Source organism: Bacillus sp. 7894-2 (assembly GCF_002272225.1).
Classification (GTDB): domain Bacteria; phylum Bacillota; class Bacilli; order Bacillales; family Cytobacillaceae; genus Cytobacillus.
In genome coordinates, this window is sequence record NZ_NPDG01000068.1 from 57,170 (window position 1) to 79,314 (window position 22,145).

25 protein-coding genes are annotated in these 22,145 nt (G+C 45.5%); 17 read left to right on the forward strand and 8 right to left on the reverse strand.

All coding sequences use genetic code 11. From position 1 onward, the window contains the following. The first annotated feature begins 68 nt into the window (after positions 1-68). The 4 genes from kynA (at position 69) to CHI10_RS10525 (ending at position 4,328) form a co-directional block, all read left to right on the forward strand. A complete protein-coding gene (gene kynA, locus CHI10_RS10510; protein ID WP_179289006.1) occupies positions 69-923 on the forward strand; it encodes a tryptophan 2,3-dioxygenase in 855 nt (284 codons plus the stop codon). A gap of 372 nt (positions 924-1,295) precedes the next feature. Then, the gene (locus CHI10_RS10515; RefSeq protein ID WP_095244240.1) at positions 1,296-2,639 is read left to right on the forward strand and encodes a sodium-dependent transporter; all 1,344 of its coding nucleotides are present in this window, start codon (positions 1,296-1,298) and stop codon (positions 2,637-2,639) included. A gap of 196 nt (positions 2,640-2,835) precedes the next feature. Continuing rightward, positions 2,836-3,675, forward strand: coding sequence for an STAS domain-containing protein (locus CHI10_RS10520; RefSeq protein ID WP_095244241.1), 840 nt, complete (start codon positions 2,836-2,838; stop codon positions 3,673-3,675). A 65-nt stretch (positions 3,676-3,740) separates the two neighbouring features. Then, entirely contained in the window at positions 3,741-4,328 is a 588-nt protein-coding gene (locus tag CHI10_RS10525) for a class I SAM-dependent methyltransferase (protein ID WP_095244242.1), read from the forward strand. A gap of 37 nt (positions 4,329-4,365) precedes the next feature. Here the strand turns inward: CHI10_RS10525 and CHI10_RS10530 are convergent, their stop codons facing one another. Then, positions 4,366-4,599: a DUF378 domain-containing protein gene (locus tag CHI10_RS10530; protein ID WP_095244243.1), complete on the reverse strand. Its 234-nt coding sequence runs from the start codon at positions 4,597-4,599 to the stop codon at positions 4,366-4,368. A gap of 217 nt (positions 4,600-4,816) precedes the next feature. On the opposite strand from CHI10_RS10530, the gene CHI10_RS10535 reads away from it, so the two are divergent. Further along, on the forward strand, positions 4,817-5,122 hold the full coding sequence (locus CHI10_RS10535) for a nucleotidyltransferase family protein (protein ID WP_179289007.1): 306 nt from the start codon (positions 4,817-4,819) through the stop codon (positions 5,120-5,122). Continuing rightward, positions 5,106-5,447 (forward strand): HepT-like ribonuclease domain-containing protein, encoded by a 342-nt coding sequence (locus CHI10_RS10540; protein WP_095244245.1) that lies wholly within the window; start codon positions 5,106-5,108, stop codon positions 5,445-5,447. Before CHI10_RS10535 ends, CHI10_RS10540 begins: the two co-directional genes overlap by 17 nt. A 233-nt stretch (positions 5,448-5,680) precedes the next feature. Here CHI10_RS10540 and htpX read toward each other — a convergent pair whose 3' ends face one another. After that, positions 5,681-6,562 (reverse strand): protease HtpX, encoded by an 882-nt coding sequence (gene htpX, locus CHI10_RS10545; protein WP_095244246.1) that lies wholly within the window; start codon positions 6,560-6,562, stop codon positions 5,681-5,683. A 176-nt stretch (positions 6,563-6,738) separates the two neighbouring features. Between htpX and CHI10_RS10550 the strand changes: the two genes are divergently transcribed. Both CHI10_RS10550 and CHI10_RS10555 read left to right on the forward strand, forming a co-directional pair. Beyond that, positions 6,739-7,470, forward strand: coding sequence for a DUF1836 domain-containing protein (locus tag CHI10_RS10550; RefSeq protein WP_095244247.1), 732 nt, complete (start codon positions 6,739-6,741; stop codon positions 7,468-7,470). Positions 7,471-7,642: 172 nt separating this feature from the next. After that, positions 7,643-8,950: a uracil/xanthine transporter gene (locus tag CHI10_RS10555; protein WP_095244248.1), complete on the forward strand. Its 1,308-nt coding sequence runs from the start codon at positions 7,643-7,645 to the stop codon at positions 8,948-8,950. 28 nt (positions 8,951-8,978) lie between these two features. Here the strand turns inward: CHI10_RS10555 and CHI10_RS10560 are convergent, their stop codons facing one another. The 3 genes from CHI10_RS10560 to CHI10_RS10570 all read right to left on the reverse strand — a co-directional run bounded on the left by CHI10_RS10560 (position 8,979) and on the right by CHI10_RS10570 (position 11,871). Next, positions 8,979-9,857, reverse strand: a complete 879-nt coding sequence (locus CHI10_RS10560; RefSeq protein WP_095244249.1) for an aminoglycoside 6-adenylyltransferase — start codon at positions 9,855-9,857, stop codon at positions 8,979-8,981. Between the two features lie 111 nt (positions 9,858-9,968). Then, entirely contained in the window at positions 9,969-11,453 is a 1,485-nt protein-coding gene (locus CHI10_RS10565; RefSeq protein WP_095244250.1) for a class I adenylate-forming enzyme family protein, read from the reverse strand. A gap of 28 nt (positions 11,454-11,481) precedes the next feature. After that, positions 11,482-11,871, reverse strand: coding sequence for a MerR family DNA-binding protein (locus CHI10_RS10570; RefSeq protein WP_095244251.1), 390 nt, complete (start codon positions 11,869-11,871; stop codon positions 11,482-11,484). Positions 11,872-11,962: 91 nt separating this feature from the next. On the opposite strand from CHI10_RS10570, the gene CHI10_RS10575 reads away from it, so the two are divergent. Continuing rightward, positions 11,963-13,576, forward strand: a complete 1,614-nt coding sequence (locus tag CHI10_RS10575; RefSeq protein ID WP_095244252.1) for an acyl-CoA dehydrogenase family protein — start codon at positions 11,963-11,965, stop codon at positions 13,574-13,576. 31 nt (positions 13,577-13,607) lie between these two features. On the opposite strand, the gene CHI10_RS22965 is transcribed toward CHI10_RS10575, so the two are convergent. Further along, on the reverse strand, positions 13,608-13,676 hold the full coding sequence (locus tag CHI10_RS22965; RefSeq protein ID WP_483294951.1) for a hypothetical protein: 69 nt from the start codon (positions 13,674-13,676) through the stop codon (positions 13,608-13,610). 29 nt (positions 13,677-13,705) lie between these two features. Continuing rightward, entirely contained in the window at positions 13,706-13,861 is a 156-nt protein-coding gene (locus CHI10_RS22670; RefSeq protein ID WP_286137297.1) for a hypothetical protein, read from the reverse strand. A gap of 156 nt (positions 13,862-14,017) precedes the next feature. Between CHI10_RS22670 and CHI10_RS10585 the strand changes: the two genes are divergently transcribed. The 4 genes from CHI10_RS10585 (at position 14,018) to CHI10_RS10600 (ending at position 16,491) form a co-directional block, all read left to right on the forward strand. Beyond that, a complete protein-coding gene (locus CHI10_RS10585) occupies positions 14,018-14,389 on the forward strand; it encodes a hypothetical protein (protein WP_095244253.1) in 372 nt (123 codons plus the stop codon). 215 nt (positions 14,390-14,604) lie between these two features. Further along, positions 14,605-15,366 carry a MerR family transcriptional regulator gene (locus CHI10_RS10590; RefSeq protein ID WP_095244254.1) on the forward strand — a complete coding sequence of 254 codons (762 nt, stop codon included), beginning with the start codon at positions 14,605-14,607 and terminating at the stop codon, positions 15,364-15,366. A 171-nt stretch (positions 15,367-15,537) separates the two neighbouring features. Continuing rightward, positions 15,538-16,086, forward strand: a complete 549-nt coding sequence (locus CHI10_RS10595; protein ID WP_095244275.1) for a CBO0543 family protein — start codon at positions 15,538-15,540, stop codon at positions 16,084-16,086. A gap of 156 nt (positions 16,087-16,242) precedes the next feature. Next, positions 16,243-16,491, forward strand: coding sequence for a hypothetical protein (locus CHI10_RS10600; RefSeq protein ID WP_095244255.1), 249 nt, complete (start codon positions 16,243-16,245; stop codon positions 16,489-16,491). A 15-nt stretch (positions 16,492-16,506) separates the two neighbouring features. Here the strand turns inward: CHI10_RS10600 and CHI10_RS10605 are convergent, their stop codons facing one another. Next, a complete protein-coding gene (locus CHI10_RS10605) occupies positions 16,507-19,554 on the reverse strand; it encodes an efflux RND transporter permease subunit (RefSeq protein ID WP_095244256.1) in 3,048 nt (1,015 codons plus the stop codon). Between the two features lie 403 nt (positions 19,555-19,957). On the opposite strand from CHI10_RS10605, the gene CHI10_RS10610 reads away from it, so the two are divergent. From CHI10_RS10610 to CHI10_RS10625, 4 genes are read left to right on the forward strand one after another with little or no spacing between them, the layout of a single operon-like run. Continuing rightward, positions 19,958-20,263: an antibiotic biosynthesis monooxygenase family protein gene (locus CHI10_RS10610; RefSeq protein ID WP_095244257.1), complete on the forward strand. Its 306-nt coding sequence runs from the start codon at positions 19,958-19,960 to the stop codon at positions 20,261-20,263. Further along, positions 20,260-20,625, forward strand: coding sequence for a globin family protein (locus CHI10_RS10615; RefSeq protein ID WP_095244258.1), 366 nt, complete (start codon positions 20,260-20,262; stop codon positions 20,623-20,625). The genes CHI10_RS10610 and CHI10_RS10615 overlap by 4 nt, the downstream gene beginning before the upstream one ends. Position 20,626: 1 nt before the next feature. Next, on the forward strand, positions 20,627-21,271 hold the full coding sequence (locus tag CHI10_RS10620) for a cobalamin B12-binding domain-containing protein (protein ID WP_095244259.1): 645 nt from the start codon (positions 20,627-20,629) through the stop codon (positions 21,269-21,271). After that, entirely contained in the window at positions 21,258-22,043 is a 786-nt protein-coding gene (locus CHI10_RS10625) for an STAS domain-containing protein (RefSeq protein ID WP_095244260.1), read from the forward strand. The genes CHI10_RS10620 and CHI10_RS10625 overlap by 14 nt, the downstream gene beginning before the upstream one ends. Positions 22,044-22,145: the final 102 nt, after the last annotated feature.

Here is a 22,145-nt window from a genome sequence, read left to right on the forward strand (position 1 = left end):
AGCATACCGCGGTTTCAACCGGCCCCAGAACTGTCTAATCAAATAACTAAATTCAAGGAGGAACCAACATGATCAACGAAAAACACCAGGACGTAAACGCAACAACCGCTGAAAAGAGTATCCATACAGATTTTACCAATAACATGACTTACGGAGAATACCTTCAGCTTGATAAAATCCTATCCGCGCAAAACAGGCTTTCCGGCCATCATGATGAGATGCTGTTCATCGTCATCCACCAGGTGAGCGAGCTGTGGATGAAGCTGATTCTTCACGAAATGGGCGCAGCCATCGAATCAATTGAAAACAATAATTTATCCACAGCACAGAAAAGATTGTCGCGCGTTTCAAAGACACAATCGCAGATTATTCAGGCGTGGGATGTGCTGTCTACCATGACGCCATCCGAATATATGGAGTTCCGCGATTCACTCGGCCAGGCATCCGGCTTCCAATCTTACCAGTATCGTATGGTAGAATTTGCGTTAGGCTACAAAACCGAGCATGTCCTGAAAATCTATCAAAAGGATCCGGAGCTGCATGCGAGATTAACAGAAGCATTCGAAAGACCGGGGCTTTACGATGTAGCCATCCGCGCGCTTCACAAAGCCGGATTGCCAATTGATGAAGACATTCTAAACAGAGATGTAACCAGAACCTATAAAGAAAATGAGTCTGTCCGCGACGCCTGGATGACTGTGTATAAAAATCCTGAAAAGTACTGGGAGTTATACGAGCTTGCGGAAAAACTTGTGGATATCGAAGACTGGCTTCAGCAGTGGCGCTTCCGCCATATGAAAACGGTCGAAAGAATCATCGGCTTCAAAATGGGCACAGGCGGTTCATCCGGTGTCGGCTATCTGAAAAAAGTGTTGGATCAGCGATTCTTCCCAGAACTTTGGGATATCCGTACAGAGCTGTAATCTTTCGGGGGGAACTTTGGACAGAATCGGTGAAAAAACCGTTGATAGAGTCAGAACCGGGTTCAACTTCGGACACAACCAGCGAGAAAACCGTTGATTGAGTCAGAACATGGTACAACTTCGGACACAGCCAGCGAGAAAACCGTTGGTTGAGTCAGAACATGGTACAACTTCTGACACAGCCAGCGGAAAAACCGTTGGTTGAGTCAGAACCTGGTTTAACTCCGGACACAACCAGCGAGAAAACCGTTGATAGAGTCAGAACTTGGTTCAATTTCTGACACAAATCAACGGAAAACGCAATCAGAGAAACCAGCAGCCAGAGTCCGAACCACCATTAAAAATAGAGAACAGCACAACAGGGGGGAAACTATGAGTACAAATCGAGAGCAATGGTCATCTAAATTCGGTTTTATTATGTCCTCGGCCGGGGCGGCGATTGGCCTGGGGGCCATCTGGAAGTTCCCGTATGTAGCCGGTACAAGCGGCGGGGGCGCCTTTTTGCTGATGTTTATCGCATTTACGATTCTGGTGGGGCTGCCAATGCTCATTTCAGAATTTATTATCGGGCGGGGCGCACAGAAGGAGGCGGTGTCTGCCTATTACAAACTGGCGCCAAACAGCCTGTGGACGATTACCGGGAAGCTTGGGGTGATCGGCTGCTTCCTGCTGCTGAGCTTTTACTCGGTTGTTGGAGGCTGGGTGCTGATTTACACAGTCCTGTCAATCGGCGGCCAAATCATCAAGCCGGGTGCAGCCTATCCGGAACTATTTGGTATGATCACTTCGACGCCAAGCTGGACACTAATGGGACTGGCTGTGTTTCTTCTTATTAATATAGTCGTCATTACATTCGGAATCCAAAACGGGATTGAAGCTGCAAGCAAATACATGATGCCGCTATTATTCATCTTTTTTATCGTGCTTGTTATACGCGCTTTGACGCTGGATGGAGCAATGGAAGGGGTCAAGTTCTTCCTGAACCCGGACTTCAGTGAAATCACAGGCGAATCGGCACTATATGCATTGGGACAATCATTCTTTGCATTAGCAGTCGGCTTTTCCTGTATGGTCACATATAGCTCATACCTGGATAAGAAAGTCAGCATTCCGTCATCAGCCGGATCTGTTGTAATTATGAACATCATCATCTCGGTCCTGGCAGGATTGGCGATTTTTCCGGTTGTCTTTGCATTCGGATTTGAACCGGCGGAAGGCCCGGGGCTCCTGTTCATGGTCCTGCCTGCTGTCTTTTCACAGATCCCATTAGGAGAAGTGTTCCTGGCGATCTTCCTGCTGCTTTTCTTATTTGCAACCTTGACATCATCATTCAGCATGCTGGAAATTATCGTCTCAGCCTTCATTGAGAACGGAAAGCATTCACGGAAAAAAATCTCCTGGATCTCCGGCATAGTCATGTTTGCCGCCGGGATCCCTGCTGCGCTGTCATTCAGCCTGCTTGGAGACTTCACGATTTTCGGGAAAAATATTTTTGATGCAACCGACTACCTCGTCAGCAACATCCTGCTTCCGCTGGGCTGCCTGCTGATTGCCCTGTTTATTTCTTTTAAAATGGACAAAGGGCTTGTCAAAGAAGAATTTCTGGTTGGCAGCGACATTTCGCAAGCCATGTACACAGCGTGGAGCATCCTGATGAAAGTAGTTGTTCCGGTTACGATTTTGGTTGTGTTTATGAGCACATTAGGAGTTATTTAAAGAAGCGCCTATCCGGCGCTTTTTTTACTTTTTCATGAAAAAGTAAAATTTATGGTTTATGGGTAAATTAAAAAGGGTATATAAATTTAGGACTCTGCCATAAAACGTAATGAACTTCAATATCAATTCTAGAGAAGGATTTTATTCGATTTAAACGAATTGTATAATATATATAACAAGGGGGCGTATGTGTAATATGGAAGCAACCTACAAAGAAACAAGCGATATTGCGGGATTTATTGTTGCGAATCGTGAGAACTTTCAGCAAAAATTATTGTCAGAGGCTGTGAATGTAGCCTCTAAGATCAGTGAAATTCTGCAAAGAGGGAATATTGATCTTTTAAAAAATGCCGAAAGATTGGCTTTATATGTTGCTGAAAATAGAGAAGAAGAACTGATTGCTTTTGCTAGGCAGGAAGGCGCGGCCTGGGCTGAGCATTCCCTGACGCTATCTTTTAAACTGGAATGGGTGCAGGCGATTCGGCGGACTTTGTGGCACTTCCTGTTCCAGTATGACCGAATTAAGGGGCAGGACAAAATAGCTGAAGATTTTTATAATATGGAAAAAGACGTCAATGATCATGTGGACCAATTTTTAAATAACTTCTTTATCAGCTATTCTGATTATAAAGATGAAATGCTTAAATCACAGCGCAAACTGGTGGAACATTTGTCCGTGCCGATTATTCCGGTCAGCACTTCTGTCGCTGTACTGCCGCTGATTGGCATGATTGATTCGTACCGGATTCAGACGATTGAAGAGAAGGTTCTGATGGATATCTCATCCATTAAAATCCAGACCTTGATTATGGACCTTTCCGGAATTGCCGATATGGAAGTTGATGTCATCGTCCATTTCAAAAAGATTTTGAGCGGCATCAGAATGATGGGCTGTGATGCAGTCATCACCGGCCTGCGGGCTGAACTTGTCCGAAAAATGATTCAAGCCGGAGTAACATTCCAGAGCCAGGCGGAAACAAAGGGAACTTTGCAGCAGACCTTACGGGAATATTTAGTGATTGAACCTAAAAAATAGTACATATACATCTGCCTGCCGCTGTCCTCATTGGAACGCGGCGGGCTTTTTTAAAGGAGCCCAAGATGAAAGATTTCGATGACTGGCTGAATATCCATACACATGGCGACCAAAAAGGTTTCCATAAATCCTTTCACTATCACCGCTACGAACCTACTCCTTATGAAGGCCTGGAAAAACTGTTCAGTGAATACACGCTGAAAAGCAGTGATCGCCTCGTGGACTTCGGCTGCGGCAAGGGGCGGCTTCCGTTTTATATACACCATACCTTTCGGGTTTCCGCTGCAGGTGTGGAAATGAGTGATGATTTTTACCGTGAGGCAATGAAAAATCTCCGGACGTACAAAGGGGAAAAAGCAGGAATCAGCTTTTATAACATCCTGGCTCAGGAGTATGAAATCACTCCGCAGGACACTCACTTTTACTTTTTCAACCCGTTTTCGGTGCAAATTTTTATGAAAGTCGTCAACAATATACTCCGCTCAGCTGAAGGCAGCCCGCGCAACATGGATATTATTCTCTACTACCCTTCAGAGGATTATTTATTTTATCTGGAAAACAGCACCCCATTTGAGCTGATTAAAGACGTGGGACTTAAGGGCGATGAAAAGGAACGTTTCCTGGTCTATCGTTTCAATCAAACGTTTGATTGAAAATTCCCCCTTGCCAAAAGGCTGGGGGATTATCATTTTATCTTACTGGCCTGGATTCAGGTTCTCTGTCATATTCGCGGCTTGGTTTAAAGAGGAGACCGAGATTGACCAAACCGGCAATTCCCACTAATCCATAGACTATTCTTGATAACACTGCATCCTGTCCTCCGAATAAGCTGGCAACTAAATCAAATTGGAAAAATCCAATCAAGCCCCAATTAATGGCTCCTATAATCGTTAGTACAAGTGCAATACGCTGGAAACCGTTCATGTTCTTGTCCTCCTCAAAGTGAATCATCATACAGCGTGCCCGCATCGGTACAAACCGTCACAGCCTTACTCCGATGTTTCCTGCTATATATTAGGAAGTTACCCTTTTACTGGAGGGGCAAACAATTTCTAGAGAGTTGGAGGATAGTTAGAGAATATTTTAAATGAACAATGCTATAATAGAAAATAATTAATTACAAAAATTGGCGGTGATGACCATGTTATCACAACAAGATATCCTTGACTTTTTTTCAAAAAATCTTAATGCCTGGAGCGGAAAATATGGTGTGAAGAGGATTGGCTTATTTGGATCGTATGGAAGGGATGAACAAAAAGACTCCAGCGATATTGATGTAATAGTCGAGTTTTTTGATGAGCAAATATCCTTTGATAACTATATGGACCTTAAATTTCATCTGGAAGATACCCTTCATAAGCCGGTGGATTTAGTTATTTCAGATAATATCAAGCCATCTTTAAAATCAAGCATTTTAAGGAGTGTCAAGTATGCAGAGGGAGCCTAAAGTTTTTTTGGAGGATATCCTGAGTGCTGCAGAAAAAATCGAAAAATATACAAACGGTTTAAAATATGATGAGTTTATAGATAATGATTTAGTGTCTGACGCTGTAATAAAAAATGTGTTGGTAATTAGAGAAGCGGTGAAAAAAATTCCTGAAGAAACCAGGGAAGCGCACCCTCACATTGAATGGAGAAAAATGGCCGGAATGAGAGATATGCTGATTCATGGTTATTTTTCTATTAATTATCGGATTGTCTGGGATGTTGTCCAGAATAAAATCCCGGAACTCCGGAAGCAATTGGAACTGTTAATAAAAACCCTTAAATAAGTTCCATGTTTTCCTTCTAGTATCTTTAACTAAGCCCCATCTGCTGTTTTAGGGGACAGGGAAGGGAAACTATCTGCTTTGCATGGAACCATTCTAGAAAACCTCGCTGAAATCATCAGGAAAAATAAGAAACGGGGTATCAAGAAGGGATATTAACGTTAGTGATTGAGGACATTCTAGCCGGCCAACTGTCGGAATAACAAAAGGGTGCCCCTCACAGGGCACCCTTTCCATTACTTCGCACTCAACCGTCTAATGCGCTCATCCAAATCCGGATGGGTTGAGAACAGGGAAGCTTTGCTTCTATTATTAATTTTCAATGTGGAAATCGCTGTCTGCTCTTCACCCTTGATGCGGCTGGAGTAGGCTTTCAGCATCTGCAGGGCATGTGTCATTTTGTCTTTGCCGGCCAGGTCAGCACCTTCGCGGTCCGCATGGAACTCACGGTGGCGGGAGTAGGCGAAGACGACTAGACTTCCAAGGATTGAGAAGGCGATCTGGAATACGATTACCGCGATGAAATGCACAATCGGCGCCATTTCTTCTCTGACAAAACGGGATGCCACCCACGCCGCGATTCTGGCAAGGAAGACAACGAATGTGTTGACAACCCCCTGGAGAAGGGTCATGGTGACCATATCTCCGTTCGCAATATGTGCCACCTCATGGGCGATGACCCCTTCAATGGCATCGTCGTCCATTTCCTGCAGCAATCCAGTTGAAACTGCCACAAGCGAGCGTTTTTTCGAAGGACCTGTCGCAAAAGCGTTCACTTCAGGAGAGTGATAGATTCCGACTTCCGGCATATGTGTTAAGCCTGCCGCTCTTGAAAGGCGGTGAACTTTCTGCACGATGTCCCGCTCAGCTCCTGAAAGAGCACCGTTCGGATCCAGCACCTGGACATTCATCATTTTCTTGGCCATCCAGCGGGACATCCACAGAGAAATGAAGGAGCCGGAGAAGCCAATGACTGCACTGAATACCAGTAATGCGCCGAAATCAATGCCGCCCTGGGCATTAATGTAATTACCTCCGCCAATCAGCGAGAAAATAATGCTGATTGTCAAAAGAACAAGCACGTTCGTCAATAAAAAGTAAAAAATACGTTTACCCATTTCCTCACCCTTTTTATCTATTTTGAGTTCATATGAACTTGTCATCTGACTATATAATATAATTTTTCTATAAAAATGGCAAGTCATAACTAGGCGGAATGGAAGTAGACATTGACTGTCACCATGGAAACGATTAGGATGAAAGCATTCAAAAGAGAACGCAGGGGCTGATTACCTTGGAATTATTCCAGCTATCAAGGAAAAGCATGGCTGATTTCCTGCTGTCGCTGAAGGGGGAAGGGGAGCTTTCACCCAAACAAATCCTTCAGCAGGCATGGGCAGCCGCTCATAAAAAAAGAGGAGTTTCAACGGAAGCTTTTCTCGATACGAAAATGCCGGCCATATTTGAAAAATTGCTGCGGGCAGATTTGCAGAAAGTCGGCTTTTCCATCAATGAAATTGTCGCACTGGGGAACCAGATTGAATTCACCCATTTATCTTCTACGGCCGTGCAGAATTGGGTGAAGCGGGATGTGAAGCACCTGATTGGCAGTCCGCAGCTCGGCAAGAAATATTCAGTCGACCAGGCAGTCATGCTTTTTATCGTGGAGGATTTGAAAGCGACGCTCGATTTCGATTCTATCCGAAAAATTCTGGCTCTCCTTTTTAATGATCTCGATGACCGGTCAGACGATTTGATTGAGCCGATCCCATTTTATTCTGCTTACGCGGCTATTTTTGAGAAAGCTCATCATCATAATATATTAGGCGAAAACATGCATGATGGCATTGAGAGATGCATCAAGCAGGAAGCCTTGCAGACATTGGAGAACTTTCAGGATTTTACGGATCAGCAGAAAGACATCGTCTCGAATATTCTTGTAACGGCCTCACTCACTGTTTTATCGGCCTACTACAAGTCACTGACAAAGAAATATGTATCGGCTACCTTGTTTTTAAATGGGTAAGTCCGGAAAGAAAGCCCGCAATGGATTTGCGGGCTTTTCCTATTCGCCTCCGCTTTCTCCCAATTTCCACTTTTTCTCAAGATAAACTCAAAGAAATTTATCGGGATTTGTACTATAATAATAGCTAGTTTATTTTTAGAGTAACGAAATAATAGAAAGAAGTGTTGGCAACTTGGATAAGCGGTTTGGTACCGTGACGATATTTTCTTCTGTTCAATGGCTATTTTTCATTTTTGCAAATACCGTGATGGTCCCGATTTCAGTAGGAACCGTCTTCGGGCTTCCGGGTGAAACGATTGCGATGATGCTGAGAGCCTCGCTTATTTTTACGGGGCTGGCGACCATTTTTCAAGGCTGGAAGGGGCATCGCTATCCGCTTATGGAAGGTCATTCCGGCTTGCTGTGGGGAGTCATCCTGAACCTTGGCCTGTCGGCATCTTCCCTTGGCATGAGTTTTACAGAAATCGGTGGCGGAATTGCGACAGGGGTGATGCTCGCTTCGGGTGTTACGCTGATTCTCGCAGCATTTAACGGCATTTCACTGCTGAAGTCAATCTTCAGTCCGATGGTGATGTCCGTTTATTTGTTTCTATTAACCTTCCAGCTGATTTTCATTTTTTTTAAAGGCATGATGAAGGTCGGCGAGCAGGGCACCATTGATGTGCCGATTACGCTTTATTCCTTCGCCCTCGTCATTTTTGTGAGTTTATTAAAATTAAAAGGGAACGCCCTCATCAGTAATTTTTCTATTCTAATAGGATTGCTGGCCGGCTGGATCGGCTATGATCTCCTGTTTGCTGGTGAAGCGGTAGAGGGGACGGCATCCGGAGGTGTGAGCTTTACACTCTTTCCGCTGGGACAGCCTAACCTGGAAATCGGAATTGTGGCAGTAGCCTTTTTTGCGTGTCTGATGAACCTGAGCAACACAGTCGCTTCGATCAGTTCTGGTGACCGCCTGTTTAAAAAGGAATCCGGGAAACGCGAGTACCGCGGCTCGATTTTTATCACCTCGATCTTCACCGTGATTGGAAGCGGATTTGGCCTTGTGCCGTATACGCCATTCACCTCATCGATCGGTTTCCTGCAGAGTACGCGCGTTTTGATGAGAACACCCTTCTTTATTGGGGGAGCGCTCTTAACTGTAATTGGCCTGGTCCCGCACTTGGGCTCATGGCTCGCCGGCATGCCGGTAACAGTCGGGAACGCCGTGCTGTTTGTCGCGTATCTGCAGCTGTTCGGGACTGCATTCAACAGCTTAAGCGGAAAAGTGTTTAACTCAGACACCATCTTCCGTTTAGCGGCACCCGTCCTGATCGGCATCAGTCTGATGAATACACCGTCTGCCGTGTTCGCGGAATTCCCTGTACTGATTCAGCCATTCATCTCAAACGGGCTGCTGATGGGCGTCCTGATCTCCATTCTGTTGGAAAAAATGGTGAACTGGTCTGCGTTTGAACAGCTGGAATTAAAGAACAACTAGAAAAATCCCCTGAGCAAAGGGGATTTTTTTAATAGATGGATTTTGCGTCTGCAGGCAGGCTGCGGACATGCTTTAAGAATCCGGTCACACGCTTATCATCTTCAAATGGGTACTCAAAGCCGAGTTTCTCCGCGACCTCGACTGCTGTTTTTCTGAAAAGGGAGCACATGATAAAAAGGGCATCCCAGATGTGTTCAAATTCGGCGTCTGAGTAAGTAGCCTGAAACTGTTCCCATTCCCCGGCAGGAAGAAAATCGGGAAGATACTTGCCTGCTTTACCTGCGCTCTTTGTAAAATCGGCTGTGATGCCGGCCTTCCATTCCAGCATGGTTATCAGCACATTGCGGTTGATCTGCTCATGCATAAACATCGCGTAAGTCAGCTCCCTGCGCCAGAGTCCTTTACTGATATTCATCGTAATCCACCAAAACTCATTGCACAGATCTGCAAACTCTCTGGCATCAGGTTTCTTGATGTGGTAATCCCGGTCACTGGCTGGCGGCAGGGACACAATCAGCCCATCCTTATCAAGAAGCAGCACACTCAGGCTGTCAGGCTCCAGCAGCGCATCCATCCTTTCAGCCAGAATCAGCGTCAAATCGATCCGGTTCCCGTCCATAAACTGCATCAGGTAGGGAAATCGGCCGTTTCCATCGGCAGGCGGCAGCACCTTCTCCTCCGGCATCTGCATCATCACCCGCTCGCCAAACACATCCACCCAGCTATGATCACAGGTGAAGGAATCCATTTCCCTCACGATATACACAATGTCATAATCCTGAAAGATATCTTTCTTTACATTAGGATTCGCGCGAGATCCATTCAAAATAACCGCACGGACGCGCTCATCATCCTTGGCAGCTGTTAAAATCAAATTCATCATCTCGGTTTCGGTTCTTGACTTCATGTGGCCTCCTGGTTGTTTGGTTATACTATTAAGTTACTTTTTTTAGGGGCGAATTCCTGCTGGCGGCTCTAAAGAATCAGGCGACATCCCAAGCACCTGATCCCGCCACTTTTAAGCATGCACCATTTTCACCTGCTGCTTCAAAATCTTTCCGCTCGCGTTCCGCGGCAGTGCATCCACAAAGGAATAAATCCGCGGACACTTAAATTCTGCGAGATGTTCGGCTATAAACGCCCGCAATTCTTCCTCAGACACCTGGCCCTTCAGCACAACGACTGCTTTGACGGTCTCACCCCATTCTTCATGAGGCACACCGACGACACAGGATTCCAAAATCGCATCATGCTTCGCGAGTACTTCTTCGATTTCACGGGGATAAATGTTGACGCCGCCCGTAATGATGACATCCTTTTTACGGTCCACGATGTAAAAGTAGCCCTCCTCATCCCGATAGGCAATGTCGCCGGTATAGAGCCAGCCGTCTTTCAGTACAGCGTTCGTTTCATCCGGATTATTGTCATAACTAAGCATGAGGCTGTCGCCTGTCAGAAGAATCTCGCCATATTCATTTGGAGCCGTATCAGTGCCATCCGGCCGGACGACCCGGATTTCCATATTAACCGTCGGGTTTTTGCCGATGCTTCCCGCCTTCTCCAGATGCTCTTCCGGATATAATAAAATTCCATTTGGTCCTGCTTCCGTCAGCCCGTAAACCTGATAGAAGTTTTCGTTCTGAAATGCTTTTTTTACATGATGGTAGGAGGCCAGTGCCAGCGGGCCGCCGCCATACGCAAAGACACGCATGCTGGATAAATCATAAGAAGCCAAATCGGGATCCTTGGCCGCAAGCAAATAGGCGACAGGTGCCGCAAATGAGAAGGTCGTCTTTTCCTGCTGAATCCAGTTCAGGAATGCCTTTGGAGTAAAGTCGCCGATCACATGGGATGCTCCGCAATAAAGCCCGCTCATGAAAAAGGTATTCAAAGGAGCAGAGTGGGAGAGCGGCATCAGGGTGAGCATGGAATCACTATGCGACAAGCTGAAATTAACCGAAACCGCCGAAGCGATCGCCAGAATGCGTTCATGGTTAAACACAACCCCTTTTGGAGTCCCGGTTGTTCCGGATGTAAAAAGAATCTCACAGACATCCCGCGAATCAATCGGCACATCAAGATTGCTGTCAGAAAAATGAGCAGAAGCCTCAAGCGAATCCTGAATCGGAAAATGAAAATGCAAATTCTCCTTTAACGCCGAAACTGATTCAGCAAGCTCAACCTCATACAGAACCCCGGCTGCATTCGCACTTTGAAAAATAGCCGACAATTCTTTCTGTGTCAGTCGAATATTCATCGGCATTGGAATCGCGCCGATCTTCATGCAGGCAAAAAAGGCATAAAAGAAGTGCTCCGAATTGCGGGACATTACCGCAACACGGTCGTCCCGCCGGACTCCTTCACCCTGAAGGTATCGTGCCAGCCTGTTGCTAGTTCTGTTCATGTCTCCATATGTAAGGCGGTTCGATGCCGTTATAAAAGCATCTTTTTCAGGAAACTTCCTCGCGTTTCTTTCCAATACTCCATGAATGGTTGCTCCCACTATATTCAGCCCCTTTTTTAAAATGAATTTATGTCTTCACCCGGCTGTTTTCATACTTTTCTTTGTACGTCAAAATGTCTTCCCGGAGCATTTGCAGCTGCATGATCTGTTCTTCGATTTCCCTCAGTTTGCTGTCAGCAAATGAAATAATCCTGCTTTTCTCCGCTTCACCTTCCGGATTCGATTCGTAGAGATCAATCATCTCCTTGATTTCCTGAAGGCTGAAGCCGAGCTTTTTCCCGCGCAGAATCATCTTCAGGCGCCGCCGCTCCCGATTCGTATAGCTTCGCTGCTTAGTCAGGCTGTCCCTGTTTTCAGATGTCAGCATGCCAATTTCCTCGTAATAGCGGATCGTTCTGGAGCTGATATCAAACATTGCTGCAAGCTCGCTGATGGTAAAAACCTTTTCTTCTGCCATTATGCATCCTCCTAGTTGACGTTAACGTTAGCTTAGTTTTATAATAATTCTGAAAATTAGTATTTGTCAACCAAAAAAGGAGTGATTTTTCATGGCGATAACTTCCCAGGACCAGCAGATAAAAGGAAAGAATTCATACACATTTGATGAGTTTTTAGATCGGCGTGCCAACCAGGATTGGTATAAGGATGATTTCTTTTTGCAAAAGGCGTTAAAAAAATATGCCGGCTCGCAATATGAACAGCTGCATAATAAACTGCAGGATTTTTCGCCGGCTGTTTCGTCCAAATGGAACACGCTTGCAGAAAGTGCAGCAAGGCCTGAATCCCGTCCGTATATGCTTCATTTTGATGCCTTCAATCACCGCATTGACCGTGTCGTCCGTCCATTGGAAACGCATCAGCTGGAAAAAGAAGTGTTCGGGGAAGGCCTGTTTTCAAGCCTCATGCCGTCCTGGGAAAGTTTCGCGAAGCGGATGCTGATTCATCAGCTGGGGGAGGCGGGTGTCGCCTGTCCTCTGACATGCACGATTGGATTAATTGCACTCCTTGAACAATATCCGAATGAAGATCTTCCTGAGCTCAAGCAAATTTTACAGCATACGAAAGAGGGACTGGACGGGGATTTTGCCATCGGTGCCCAATTCATGACGGAGATACAGGGAGGATCCGATTTGCCTGCCAATGTGCTTGAGGCGGTTCCAGATGGTAAAAACTATCGACTTTATGGCAATAAATTTTTCTGCTCGGTTTCACATGCCGATTATTCCGTGGTGACTGCGAAAATATCCGGCACTGATAAAGTATCCACGTTCATTGTGCCGTCCTGGCTGCCTGGAGATAAGGAGAAGGAAAAGCGCAATGGCTATGAAATTAACCGAATCAAGTGGAAAATGGGCACAGCCGAGCTGCCTACAGGGGAATTTCAGTATAATGGGGCTCTTGCTTACCCGGTTGGCCCGGCAGGCAAAGGGGTGGCCGTTGCAGCGGGCATCGTTCTGACACTATCCCGCCTTGAAATCGGCATTGCCTGTGCAGGCTTCATGCTACGTGCATCCCGTGAAGCCAGCCTTTATGGTGATTTCCGGACTGTTTTTGGAAAAAAGGTAAAAGATTACCCGTTATCAGCAAGAACGCTGAAAAATATTGAAAACGCCGCCCACCGCACAGCTGCTGGCGCTTTTAAAATCTATGATCTATTCCTGCGTCTCGACCAGCCTCTGAATGCCGGTATTCCAGCTGATCAGCCGGTCGAACTGAGAAAACAGCTTTTTAACCTGAGGGAGCTTGTGCTGCTGCAGAAAATCTGTGCAACGAACGAAGGAGCAGAAGTGCTGCGCGATGCCATCTCCGTTTTTGCCGGCCACGGCGTCATGGAGGAATTTTCGTCATTGCCGCGCATCTTTCGGGATGTCGTCGTCAACGAGCAGTGGGAAGGCCCGCGCAATCTGCTGCTGACGCAAATTTACCGGGATATTCAGAGAGTGGCAGACTGGTATCCGCCGGCTGAATTCGTATCAAATGTGCTGGAAGGTGCTTCTAAGGAAACGATTGATCTATTTGCGGAGCAGCTGACGGATCTCCTGCAGCGTCCGGTGTGCGGGAAAGTGAGCGAGGCTTCCATGGAAGCGGCTGAAGAGTGGGATATGTTCTGTGATTCTTTTTTTAAAGCATACCAGACAATTGCACTGGAGGAATTAAAATAAATAGATGCCTGGCGGAAGCCCGCCAGGCTATTTAATGCTTTATTCGATAGATAACGGATGCCAGCAAGTTGGCTAGAAAGTAGATCGGATTCCCCTGCATGTTCTCATGCAGAACCAGTTCATCCACCCTCAAGCTGCATACATTTCTCCCTGTGTTTTCCCCTTAGCTCTATTTTTGGCCTCCATCTCTTTTAGGTTAACCAAAAAACGGTATTGCATGGGCAGGATGAGGAGAGAAAGCAAAACATATAGCCCGAGAACTACCCCAAGAATGGTTAAAAGCATCTTATCCCCTCCCAGCTTGATTAATTCCATTTTACACCAAATAGTGACTACTCGCATTCAAGGACTAAACTAGAACGTGTGTTCCTGTTTTTAGGCATAATTCCGCCGCTTCCAAAATAAGATGAAGTATCATCACAGAAAAGAGGCGATCCAACCATGATTACAAAAGAGATGCTGGTCCGTTTTGATGAGCTGAACCGCAGGAAAAAAGACCTGGAAGCAGAATTGGAAAAATTGAAGGATCTTTTTCACCAGTATTTCGATACAGCAGTGGGACAGAATGAAAAAGGAGAAGTCAAGATTGATAGCTACAAATTGCAGAGGCAGATTAGAAGAACAGAAAAATTTGATCCACTTCCAACTGTCAGCAAACTGGAGGAGCTGAATCTTATCGATCTGATTCAAAAGCGTCCGGATGATGGAAAAATAAAATCCGCCATAGACGTTGGATTGATCAAGGAAGCGGACCTGGAAGGATGCAGAGTCTCCAGAACCACCGCGGCTCTCCTGATTAAAAAGGTGGATTAATTTTTTTTATAAAAAGTGTTTGACCTTCACGCTGCGTAAAGGTGTATCGTTAGTAACAGAAAGTACTTTCTTTAACTTCATTGTCTAGCTGCAGCGCCTAGCCCTCAGGCTTGCACCAGGATGTGCTGACTTCAACGTTCGCCACAGGACGTGGCGGTTTTTAGTTGAAGTTCATCTGGAGGCGCTTCCGCTTTTCTTGAAAGGAGGACCATAGCATGGAATACACAGTGCAGAAGCTCGCGCAGCTGGCTGGGGTCAGCTCAAGGACCCTCAGGTATTATGATGAAATTGGGATTCTTAAGCCGGCAAGAACCAATTCGTCGGGATATCGCATATATGGCCAGCAGGAAGTTGACAGACTGCAGCAGATTCTGTTCTACAGAGAATTGGGTGTCAGTCTCGATCAGATCAAGGAAATCATCACAGCACCTGCTTTCGACGCTGCAGATGCACTGAAGGAGCACCGCGAGAAACTCCTTGAGAAAAGAAAGCAGCTCGACCTGCTTATTACGAATGTAGAAAAAACGATCTCGTCAGCGGAAGGGAGAACAACCATGTCAGATAAAGAAAAGTTTGAAGGATTCAAAAAGAAAATGATTGAAGATAACGAGAAGCAATACGGAAAAGAAGTCCGCGAAAAATACGGGGATGAGACTGTCGATAAGTCAAATGCCAAACTCCTGAACATGAGCGAGGAGGAGCATGAGGCAGTTACCAAACTGGCCGAAGAGGTGAACAGCACCTTAACCCAGGCCATGGAAACAGGTGATCCGGCAAGCGGGCTTGCTCAAAAAGCAGCCGACCTGCATAAGCAGTGGATTACATTCTATTGGAGCGAATACAGCAAAGAGGCGCACGCCGGTCTTGCGGAAATGTATGTGGCAGATGAAAGGTTTAAAGCTTATTATGATAAAATTCAGCCGGGTGCCGCTGAGTTTTTAAGGGATGCAATCAAGATTTATACTGGACAGCAATAGGTATGAAAGCGGCTGGCTCTGCTCGGCCGCTTTTTTTGGGCGAATACGCCGCTAAGAGGATAAATTCGTTATCCGCCAATATTTCACTAAAACCATCTGCTTACTGTATGTAACTCCTTCCAAAGGGGAAGATGAGTAACAAGATACAAACTCAAAATGGCAGGTGACGAGATGAGCCGCATTCCTTCCTATAAAGATGAGCAAACCCTAAGGGAGAAATTAAGAGATGTTTCTCTTGAACATTGGCTGAATGAGGATTTGTTCAGCTTTAATTGGTGGCTGCTGCTGGCTGCGAGCATTTTGCCATTTTTTATTTGGTGGAGGCTGGTGGATAAGGGCAGGTTATTTGAAATTATGACATTCGGCTTAATTTGTGCGATCTTCGCCTGTTTCCTGGATGTTGTGGGAGTGAGCTTTCTTTTGTGGGGATATCCGGATAAGCTGTTTCACTTTATTCCTCCGTTAGTCCCGGCGGATTTTGTGGTCATTCCGGTGTCAGGGATGCTGATTTACCAGTACTTCAGCACCTGGAAAAGCTATGCGGCAGCATCAATGGGCCTCGGAATCCTGTTTGCTTATATCATTGAACCGTTATTTAGCTTACTGGATATGTTTGTGCTCATCCATTGGAAGCATACTTATTCGTTCATAGGCTTTATCCTCTTTTTTCTGGTTATTCGCCTTTTGATGATGGGTTTGAAGAGCGCAGCAAAAAAATAAAGCAAGCGGTCAGCAATGCTGGCCGCTGTTTTTACTGGATTAATAGTGAGAGCTGTGGAAACACTTTTTACAGCAGCTGTGATGACGTTCAAATGAGCATTTTTTGCAGGTGCAATGATGAATTTCAGGTGAGCATTTTTTACAGGAGCAGCTTTTATGTTCAAAGGAACATTTTGGGCAGGAACAGTGGTGTTTAAAATCGCTTGTGCATTTCTTGCAGCCGTGATGTTTTGGCTCTTCTTTCTTTTTGCAGCAGACCTTTTTCTTGTAATAATATTCTTCAACACAAAAATGGCACATGGGTTTCACTCCTTTCTCCTCCTAATATATGAAGGAAAAATCAGAAGGAAAGAGCCCTTGTCCATATTGCTTGAAATATCCGCAAATGCCCCCTCATTTTTTTGAGGGAGCTGTTCACAGTTAATTAACGGTTTCGGGAATCACTTTCACTTTTTTCTGCTTTTTCTTTAACCAGCCAAAACGGAGGCTGGACGCGGTGAACAAGCGGTAAACCGCCGGAATCAGGAGAAGCGTAATAAAGGTAGCAAACAGCAGACCGGAAATAATGACGGTTGCCATCGGTGCCTGGTAGTTGCCGGAAGTTCCCGAAGCCAAAGCAAGGGGAAGCATTCCGCCAACTGTAGTGAGAGTAGTCATGAAAATCGGACGGATGCGGTTTTTACCTGCTTCAATAAGTGCATCTTCAACAGAGAATCCTTCCTTGCGGAGCTGATTCGTACGGTCGATCAGCAGTATGGCATTATTAAGCACGATCCCAATCAGCATAACAATACCCATTCCAGACATCACGCTCAGCTCCATTTGTGTCAGGAACAATCCAAGAATGACGCCGACAATGGTCATCGGAATGACAGACATAACGATCAGCGGATGTCCAAGGTGGTTGAACTGGACAGCCATCACCAGATAGACAAGGAAAATGGCAATCGCTAAAACAAACACCATATCCATAATTAATTCCTGCTGCTGCTCAAGATCCCCGGCAGCTGCAGCACTATAGCCGGCAGGGGCTTCAAAATCATTAATCAGCTTTTGAACTTCGCGATTCACAGCCCCAAGATCTTTGCCTTCTATGTCAGCCGAAATGGAGATGAAGCGCTCCCCGTCATTATGGGAAATTTCATTCGGTGTATCGATACTTTTTAATTCTATAAAGGAAGATAATGCTTTCTCTCCCTCAGCAGTCGGAATTTTTAAGTCCAGAAGAGCTGATTTGGAATCTGTTTTCTCAGACCACTTTAAAGCAAGCGGCACATTTTCTTCATTTATGCTCAGTACTCCGACAGGCATTTCCATAAACGCCTGCTCGATAAACTGCCTGATTTGCAGCTGGGTTAAGCCTGCTTTTTCAATTGCTTCTTCTTTTAAAACAACAACCTGCTCCTTTGATGTGCGCACCATTGAGTTGGTCACACCGACAATGCCATCAATCTTTTCCAGATCCTCTGTAAAATCCCCGGCAAGGTTCTGCAAATCTGCAAAATCTTTTCCCTTGATATTTACCTGAACTGGAGAGCCGCCGCCAGCTGACATCGCACTCTGGACATTTTTCACCGGAAGAGTATCGGACAGGTTGCGAAGTTCCTTCATAATCTCTTCATTGACATCTTTCTGTTCTCTTGTAATGTCATCGCCTTTTGTCATATTGATGATCGTGTAGAACATCCCGCCCTCGTCCATGACATAATTGGACTCAACATCTTCAATGGATTGCAGTTTCTGGTTGATTCCTTGAGCGATGTCTTCTTTTTCATCAGGAGATAGCCCTGTTTCCAGGTTAACTATCAGCTCTGTGTAGCGGTTGAACATATCGGGCATGATCGTCATCGGAATTTTCGTCACAAGTGTTAAGGAACCGGCAAACATCAGGAAGAAAATCGCAATGACCGCAAAGCTGTAGCGTTTTTTCCGGATGGCCCAGGCTACAAGACGGCTATACATACGCATAATCGGTCCTTCTTTGTGTGCTTTCTTTGGCTTGCGGAGCTTCAGCATTTTTTCCGAAAGTGAAGGAATTAATGTAAACGAGACAATAACCGAACTGATGAGCGTAATGGCTACCACAGCAGACAGCATGATCATGAATGTGCCCGCATCGCCGCCAATCAGGCCGATTGGCAGGAATACCACAATTGTGGTGAGCATCGAAGCAATGACAGCTGAGGATACTTCTTTGGTTCCTTCCAGCACGGACTCAAGCTTGCCAAGGCCCTGTTCCTTCTTTCGATAGATGGATTCTATAATGACAATCGAGGAATCCACCATCATTCCGATCCCCAAACCGAGGCCAATCAGAGTCAGAATATTAAAGCTGTAATCAAAAACCCACATCGCTGTAAATGTCAGCAGGATGGAAGTCGGAATCGACAGACCGATGATAAAGGTGGCTTTTACATTCCTTAAAAAGATCAGCAGAATGGCAATGGCAATGACGCCGCCGATTAAAATGTTGCCGGTTACGCCATCAATCGACTCCTGCACATAATCAGCCTGTGCCACCATTTCATTCAGTTTAAAGTCTTTTACCAGACCGTCTTTGCGAATGTTCTTCACCTCATCACGGACCGCGGCTGCCATTTCAATTTGTGTGGCATTTGCTGAGCGTCCAACCTGAACGAAAATGAAGTCCTTAGTGCCGTTTTTCCAGACGAACGATGAGCTTTCAACCGGCTGAAATTTAACATCTGCCACATCTTTCAAATCAACAAATCCATTTTGTGAGGGGATGGTGATATTTTGTACATCTGTGGTATTTTCAAGCTTCATATTCCAGCGAAGGGAAGGAGAGCTGGCATCGCTGCTGAGTTCTCCCAGAGTGGCTTCGCTGTTAACCTGCTGAATAGCACCGATCACAGCTGCTGAATCCAGTCCTTTTTCAGCCAATTTGCTGCGGTCCAATTCAATGAGTACTTCGTGCTCCTGAACCCCTGCAAGCGATACATCCCGGACTTCCGGCAATGCTTCCAGGCGCGGCTCCAGAACTTTATTAGCAAAAGCGGTCATCTCTTCCATGCTGCCGCCGGATATATCCATATAAAATTCAAAGCTTTGAGTGGTACCGTACTGCCCGGCCGTGACATCCGTTATCGCGGCATTGTCGCCCTTTGCTGCGTTGGCAGCTGCCTCTACTTCATTAAACAGCTCATCGCCCAGGCCTTCATCGAACGTAATTTGAAATGAGCTCCGTCCGATTGCCGATGTGGAGTCTACTGATTCAACTCCCTCAATTCCCCTGATTTGCTGCTCCAGGGGATTGGTAATCGATCGCTCCACTTCAATAGCAGCCATTTCACCAGCGCTAACTTCCACATATGCGCCATCCATTGTCACAGGTGGCATCAGCTCCTTATCCAATTCCATAATGGAAAAGCTGCCAATGGCCAAAACCAGCACTGTCATAAGCGCAACCAAAATCTTTCTCTCTACAACCAATTTTAATACTTTCATAAACATTCTCCTAACTCCCTAATAGTGAAAAATTGCACCCAAGATCTAATTATACAGAGGTTAATAGGTATTAATAACTACTTTTTCTTGAATTTCCCAATAATTCGTCCGACCTATTTCGCCGATGTTTGACCTTATTTTTAGGTAAAAAATAACAATTATTACAAATACTATCTTAACCGGGATAAAGGAGAGCTATAAGGAGCCAGAGACATATCTTGCTATCAGACCTAAGGCTGAGTATTGGTGGCCATGGGTGAATATAGACGAACTTGTGGAACGCAGCGGAGGTGAGATTGCTGTTAATCCCCCGGCTCCAACCTGTAACCCTTCCAAAATGACAATCTTAAACAGTGTGTTATACTGAAGAAGCCATAAGACTCCCAAAATTGGAGGAGAGTTCATGTACACTGTTTTTTCAACATTCGACGTTCCCGATGAAAAGTCGGAAGAAGTCATTCGCATATATAAAAATCGCTCGAGGTCGGTCGACCAGGCAGAGGGGTTTGTCGATTTTCTGCTTCTGCAGAATGATAAACGCGCCGGTGAACTGACTGTGCAGCTCATTTTTGATACAAAGGAAAACTATATAAACTGGGTCCGGAGCGAGGACTTTAAAAGAATCCATGATTTGGAAAAGAAATATCCGGATCAGGAACTGGCTGCTGTGATTCCAAAAGTAGCGCAATACAAGGTGGTGGCTAAGTGAATCATGATAAGATCGTAAATAGTGTTACCGAGAAAATTTATGAGCGTGAGCCTTCCCTTCTGGAACGGTTCGGCGAACAGGGAAAAGAGAAGTGCCGGGAAGACAATCATCATCATATGAAGCATCTGGTGACAGCCTATGAGCTGGACAAATCTGCTTTTTTCACTGATTATGCCGTTTGGCTTGAGGGCATTTTAACTAAGCACGGGATGAAGACCCAGCATCTGATCGACAACTTCGAAATCATTCAGGCTGTGCTGGCTGAAGATAAGGATTCTGCTGAAAAGACAGAGAAGTTCCAACTATACCTGGGCGAAGCCATTGCTGTTTTGAAAGGTGAACCTTTGAAGGGAGGAGTGTAAAGTGAACCAGGCTGAAACACTCGCTTCTCTACTGCTGGAAGGTAATTCTGCAAAAGTTTGGGCCAACCTTCAAAAGCACCCGCAGCTATCGCGTATCGAGGTTTATCAAAATCTGATTACACCTGCGATGCAGCACATCGGCCATCTGTGGGAGACGAATCAAATCACAGTGGCAGATGAGCATCTGGCAACAGCTACATGTGATTTTGTACTATCAAAGCTCGCTTATCAGCGTGAAAAAAGATCATCGCCCCAAAAAGCCATGTTTCTTTGCCTGGATGGTGAACAGCACTATATTGGACTGAAAATGGTCAACAGTCTTTTTGAAGAGCACGGCTGGGAGACGAAATATTTTGGCCCGAGCCTGCCTTTGGAATATGCGCTGAAATCGGCTAAAGAATGGAAGCCAAGCGTCATCGGCCTGTCGGTCAGCATCGTCTATCACCTGCCGAAGCTGAGGGAATATGCCGAGGCATTTGCCAAGCTGCCGCATAAGCCGGCTGTTATTCTTGGCGGGCGATTGGCAGGGAAGTATGACCTGCTTCCGTATTGTTCCGATCGTACAGTTATCCTTAAAGATTTGCCGGAAACAAAGAAATGGCTCCAAAATTATGAAGCGGGAGGACGGCAAAATGCAATATTTTAATCATGCGCTTCCGCTTGCGTTTTTAAAAGCTGACAGAAACGGAAAAATAGTAAGCTACTCCACTATCGCAAGGGAATGTTTTGACCTGAGCGGTGGGCACCTAAAAGGAATCATCGATGAAGAAAGCATTGAAAAGCTTATTCAGTACAGCTGGGAGCCCGGTGTGGATCCTGTAAAGCTGGAACTGAATATGAAGACCAAGGAAATGCCACTCTGTTTATTTGAGGTTCATATCCAATGGGACAGCGAGGATCATGCCAATATGCTATTTCTGCCCAAAGACAGCTCAAACGAAGGACTGATGGATAAACTGATGCAGCTGCAGCAGCGCCTCACCTCCACCGACTTTGAACTTTTGGAGAAAAAAGAAGAGCTGGAGCAGGTGCTGACCCGCCTGAATCAATTGTCCGGACCGTTTATCCCGCTGTCTGAAACGCTTTGCCTTATCCCTTTATTTGGGGATATAACTTCAGATAAAATTAACATTATTTCAGAAAGCTGTCTGAAGGCTGTTTTTGCAGGTGAATATGACGAAATCCTTTTTGATCTGACAGCAGTAGGAGAAATTGAGGGAAAAGGCATCGAGAAATTCACCCAGCTGATTAAAACGTTGAACTTCATGACAGGCAGTATCATCAAATTGATTGGCATAAAGCCAAACCTGGCTGAAGTGCTGAATAACTACAAGCTTGATGAATGGGTGCAGATCGATCAATCTCTGAAGCAGGTTTTAAATATCTATTTTAATCGGAACGAGCTGGGAGCCTCTTAGGGGCTCTTTTTTTTCGGAACCGCCGCAATCTCATAAAGTGACAGGCACCACCCGAAATTTGTCGAAACAGAGAAATATCCTGTGAGGGTATTTTTTTTTTGA

Coding starts and splice junctions, on each gene's coding strand:
- kynA (WP_179289006.1), top strand. CDS start 69: ATGATCAACGAAAAACACCAGGACGTAAACGCAACAACCGCTGAAAAG.
- CHI10_RS10590 (WP_095244254.1), top strand. CDS start 14,605: ATGGAATACACAGTGCAGAAGCTCGCGCAGCTGGCTGGGGTCAGCTCA.
- CHI10_RS10610 (WP_095244257.1), top strand. CDS start 19,958: ATGTACACTGTTTTTTCAACATTCGACGTTCCCGATGAAAAGTCGGAA.
- CHI10_RS10585 (WP_095244253.1), top strand. CDS start 14,018: ATGATTACAAAAGAGATGCTGGTCCGTTTTGATGAGCTGAACCGCAGG.
- CHI10_RS10560 (WP_095244249.1), bottom strand. CDS start 9,857: ATGAAGTCAAGAACCGAAACCGAGATGATGAATTTGATTTTAACAGCT.
- CHI10_RS10530 (WP_095244243.1), bottom strand. CDS start 4,599: ATGAACGGTTTCCAGCGTATTGCACTTGTACTAACGATTATAGGAGCC.
- CHI10_RS10535 (WP_179289007.1), top strand. CDS start 4,817: ATGTTATCACAACAAGATATCCTTGACTTTTTTTCAAAAAATCTTAAT.
- CHI10_RS10515 (WP_095244240.1), top strand. CDS start 1,296: ATGAGTACAAATCGAGAGCAATGGTCATCTAAATTCGGTTTTATTATG.
- CHI10_RS22670 (WP_286137297.1), bottom strand. CDS start 13,861: ATGCTTTTAACCATTCTTGGGGTAGTTCTCGGGCTATATGTTTTGCTT.
- CHI10_RS10540 (WP_095244245.1), top strand. CDS start 5,106: ATGCAGAGGGAGCCTAAAGTTTTTTTGGAGGATATCCTGAGTGCTGCA.
- htpX (WP_095244246.1), bottom strand. CDS start 6,562: ATGGGTAAACGTATTTTTTACTTTTTATTGACGAACGTGCTTGTTCTT.
- CHI10_RS10600 (WP_095244255.1), top strand. CDS start 16,243: ATGTTCAAAGGAACATTTTGGGCAGGAACAGTGGTGTTTAAAATCGCT.
- CHI10_RS10520 (WP_095244241.1), top strand. CDS start 2,836: ATGGAAGCAACCTACAAAGAAACAAGCGATATTGCGGGATTTATTGTT.
- CHI10_RS10570 (WP_095244251.1), bottom strand. CDS start 11,871: ATGGCAGAAGAAAAGGTTTTTACCATCAGCGAGCTTGCAGCAATGTTT.
- CHI10_RS10605 (WP_095244256.1), bottom strand. CDS start 19,554: ATGAAAGTATTAAAATTGGTTGTAGAGAGAAAGATTTTGGTTGCGCTT.
- CHI10_RS10595 (WP_095244275.1), top strand. CDS start 15,538: ATGAGCCGCATTCCTTCCTATAAAGATGAGCAAACCCTAAGGGAGAAA.
- CHI10_RS10525 (WP_095244242.1), top strand. CDS start 3,741: ATGAAAGATTTCGATGACTGGCTGAATATCCATACACATGGCGACCAA.
- CHI10_RS10575 (WP_095244252.1), top strand. CDS start 11,963: ATGGCGATAACTTCCCAGGACCAGCAGATAAAAGGAAAGAATTCATAC.
- CHI10_RS10625 (WP_095244260.1), top strand. CDS start 21,258: ATGCAATATTTTAATCATGCGCTTCCGCTTGCGTTTTTAAAAGCTGAC.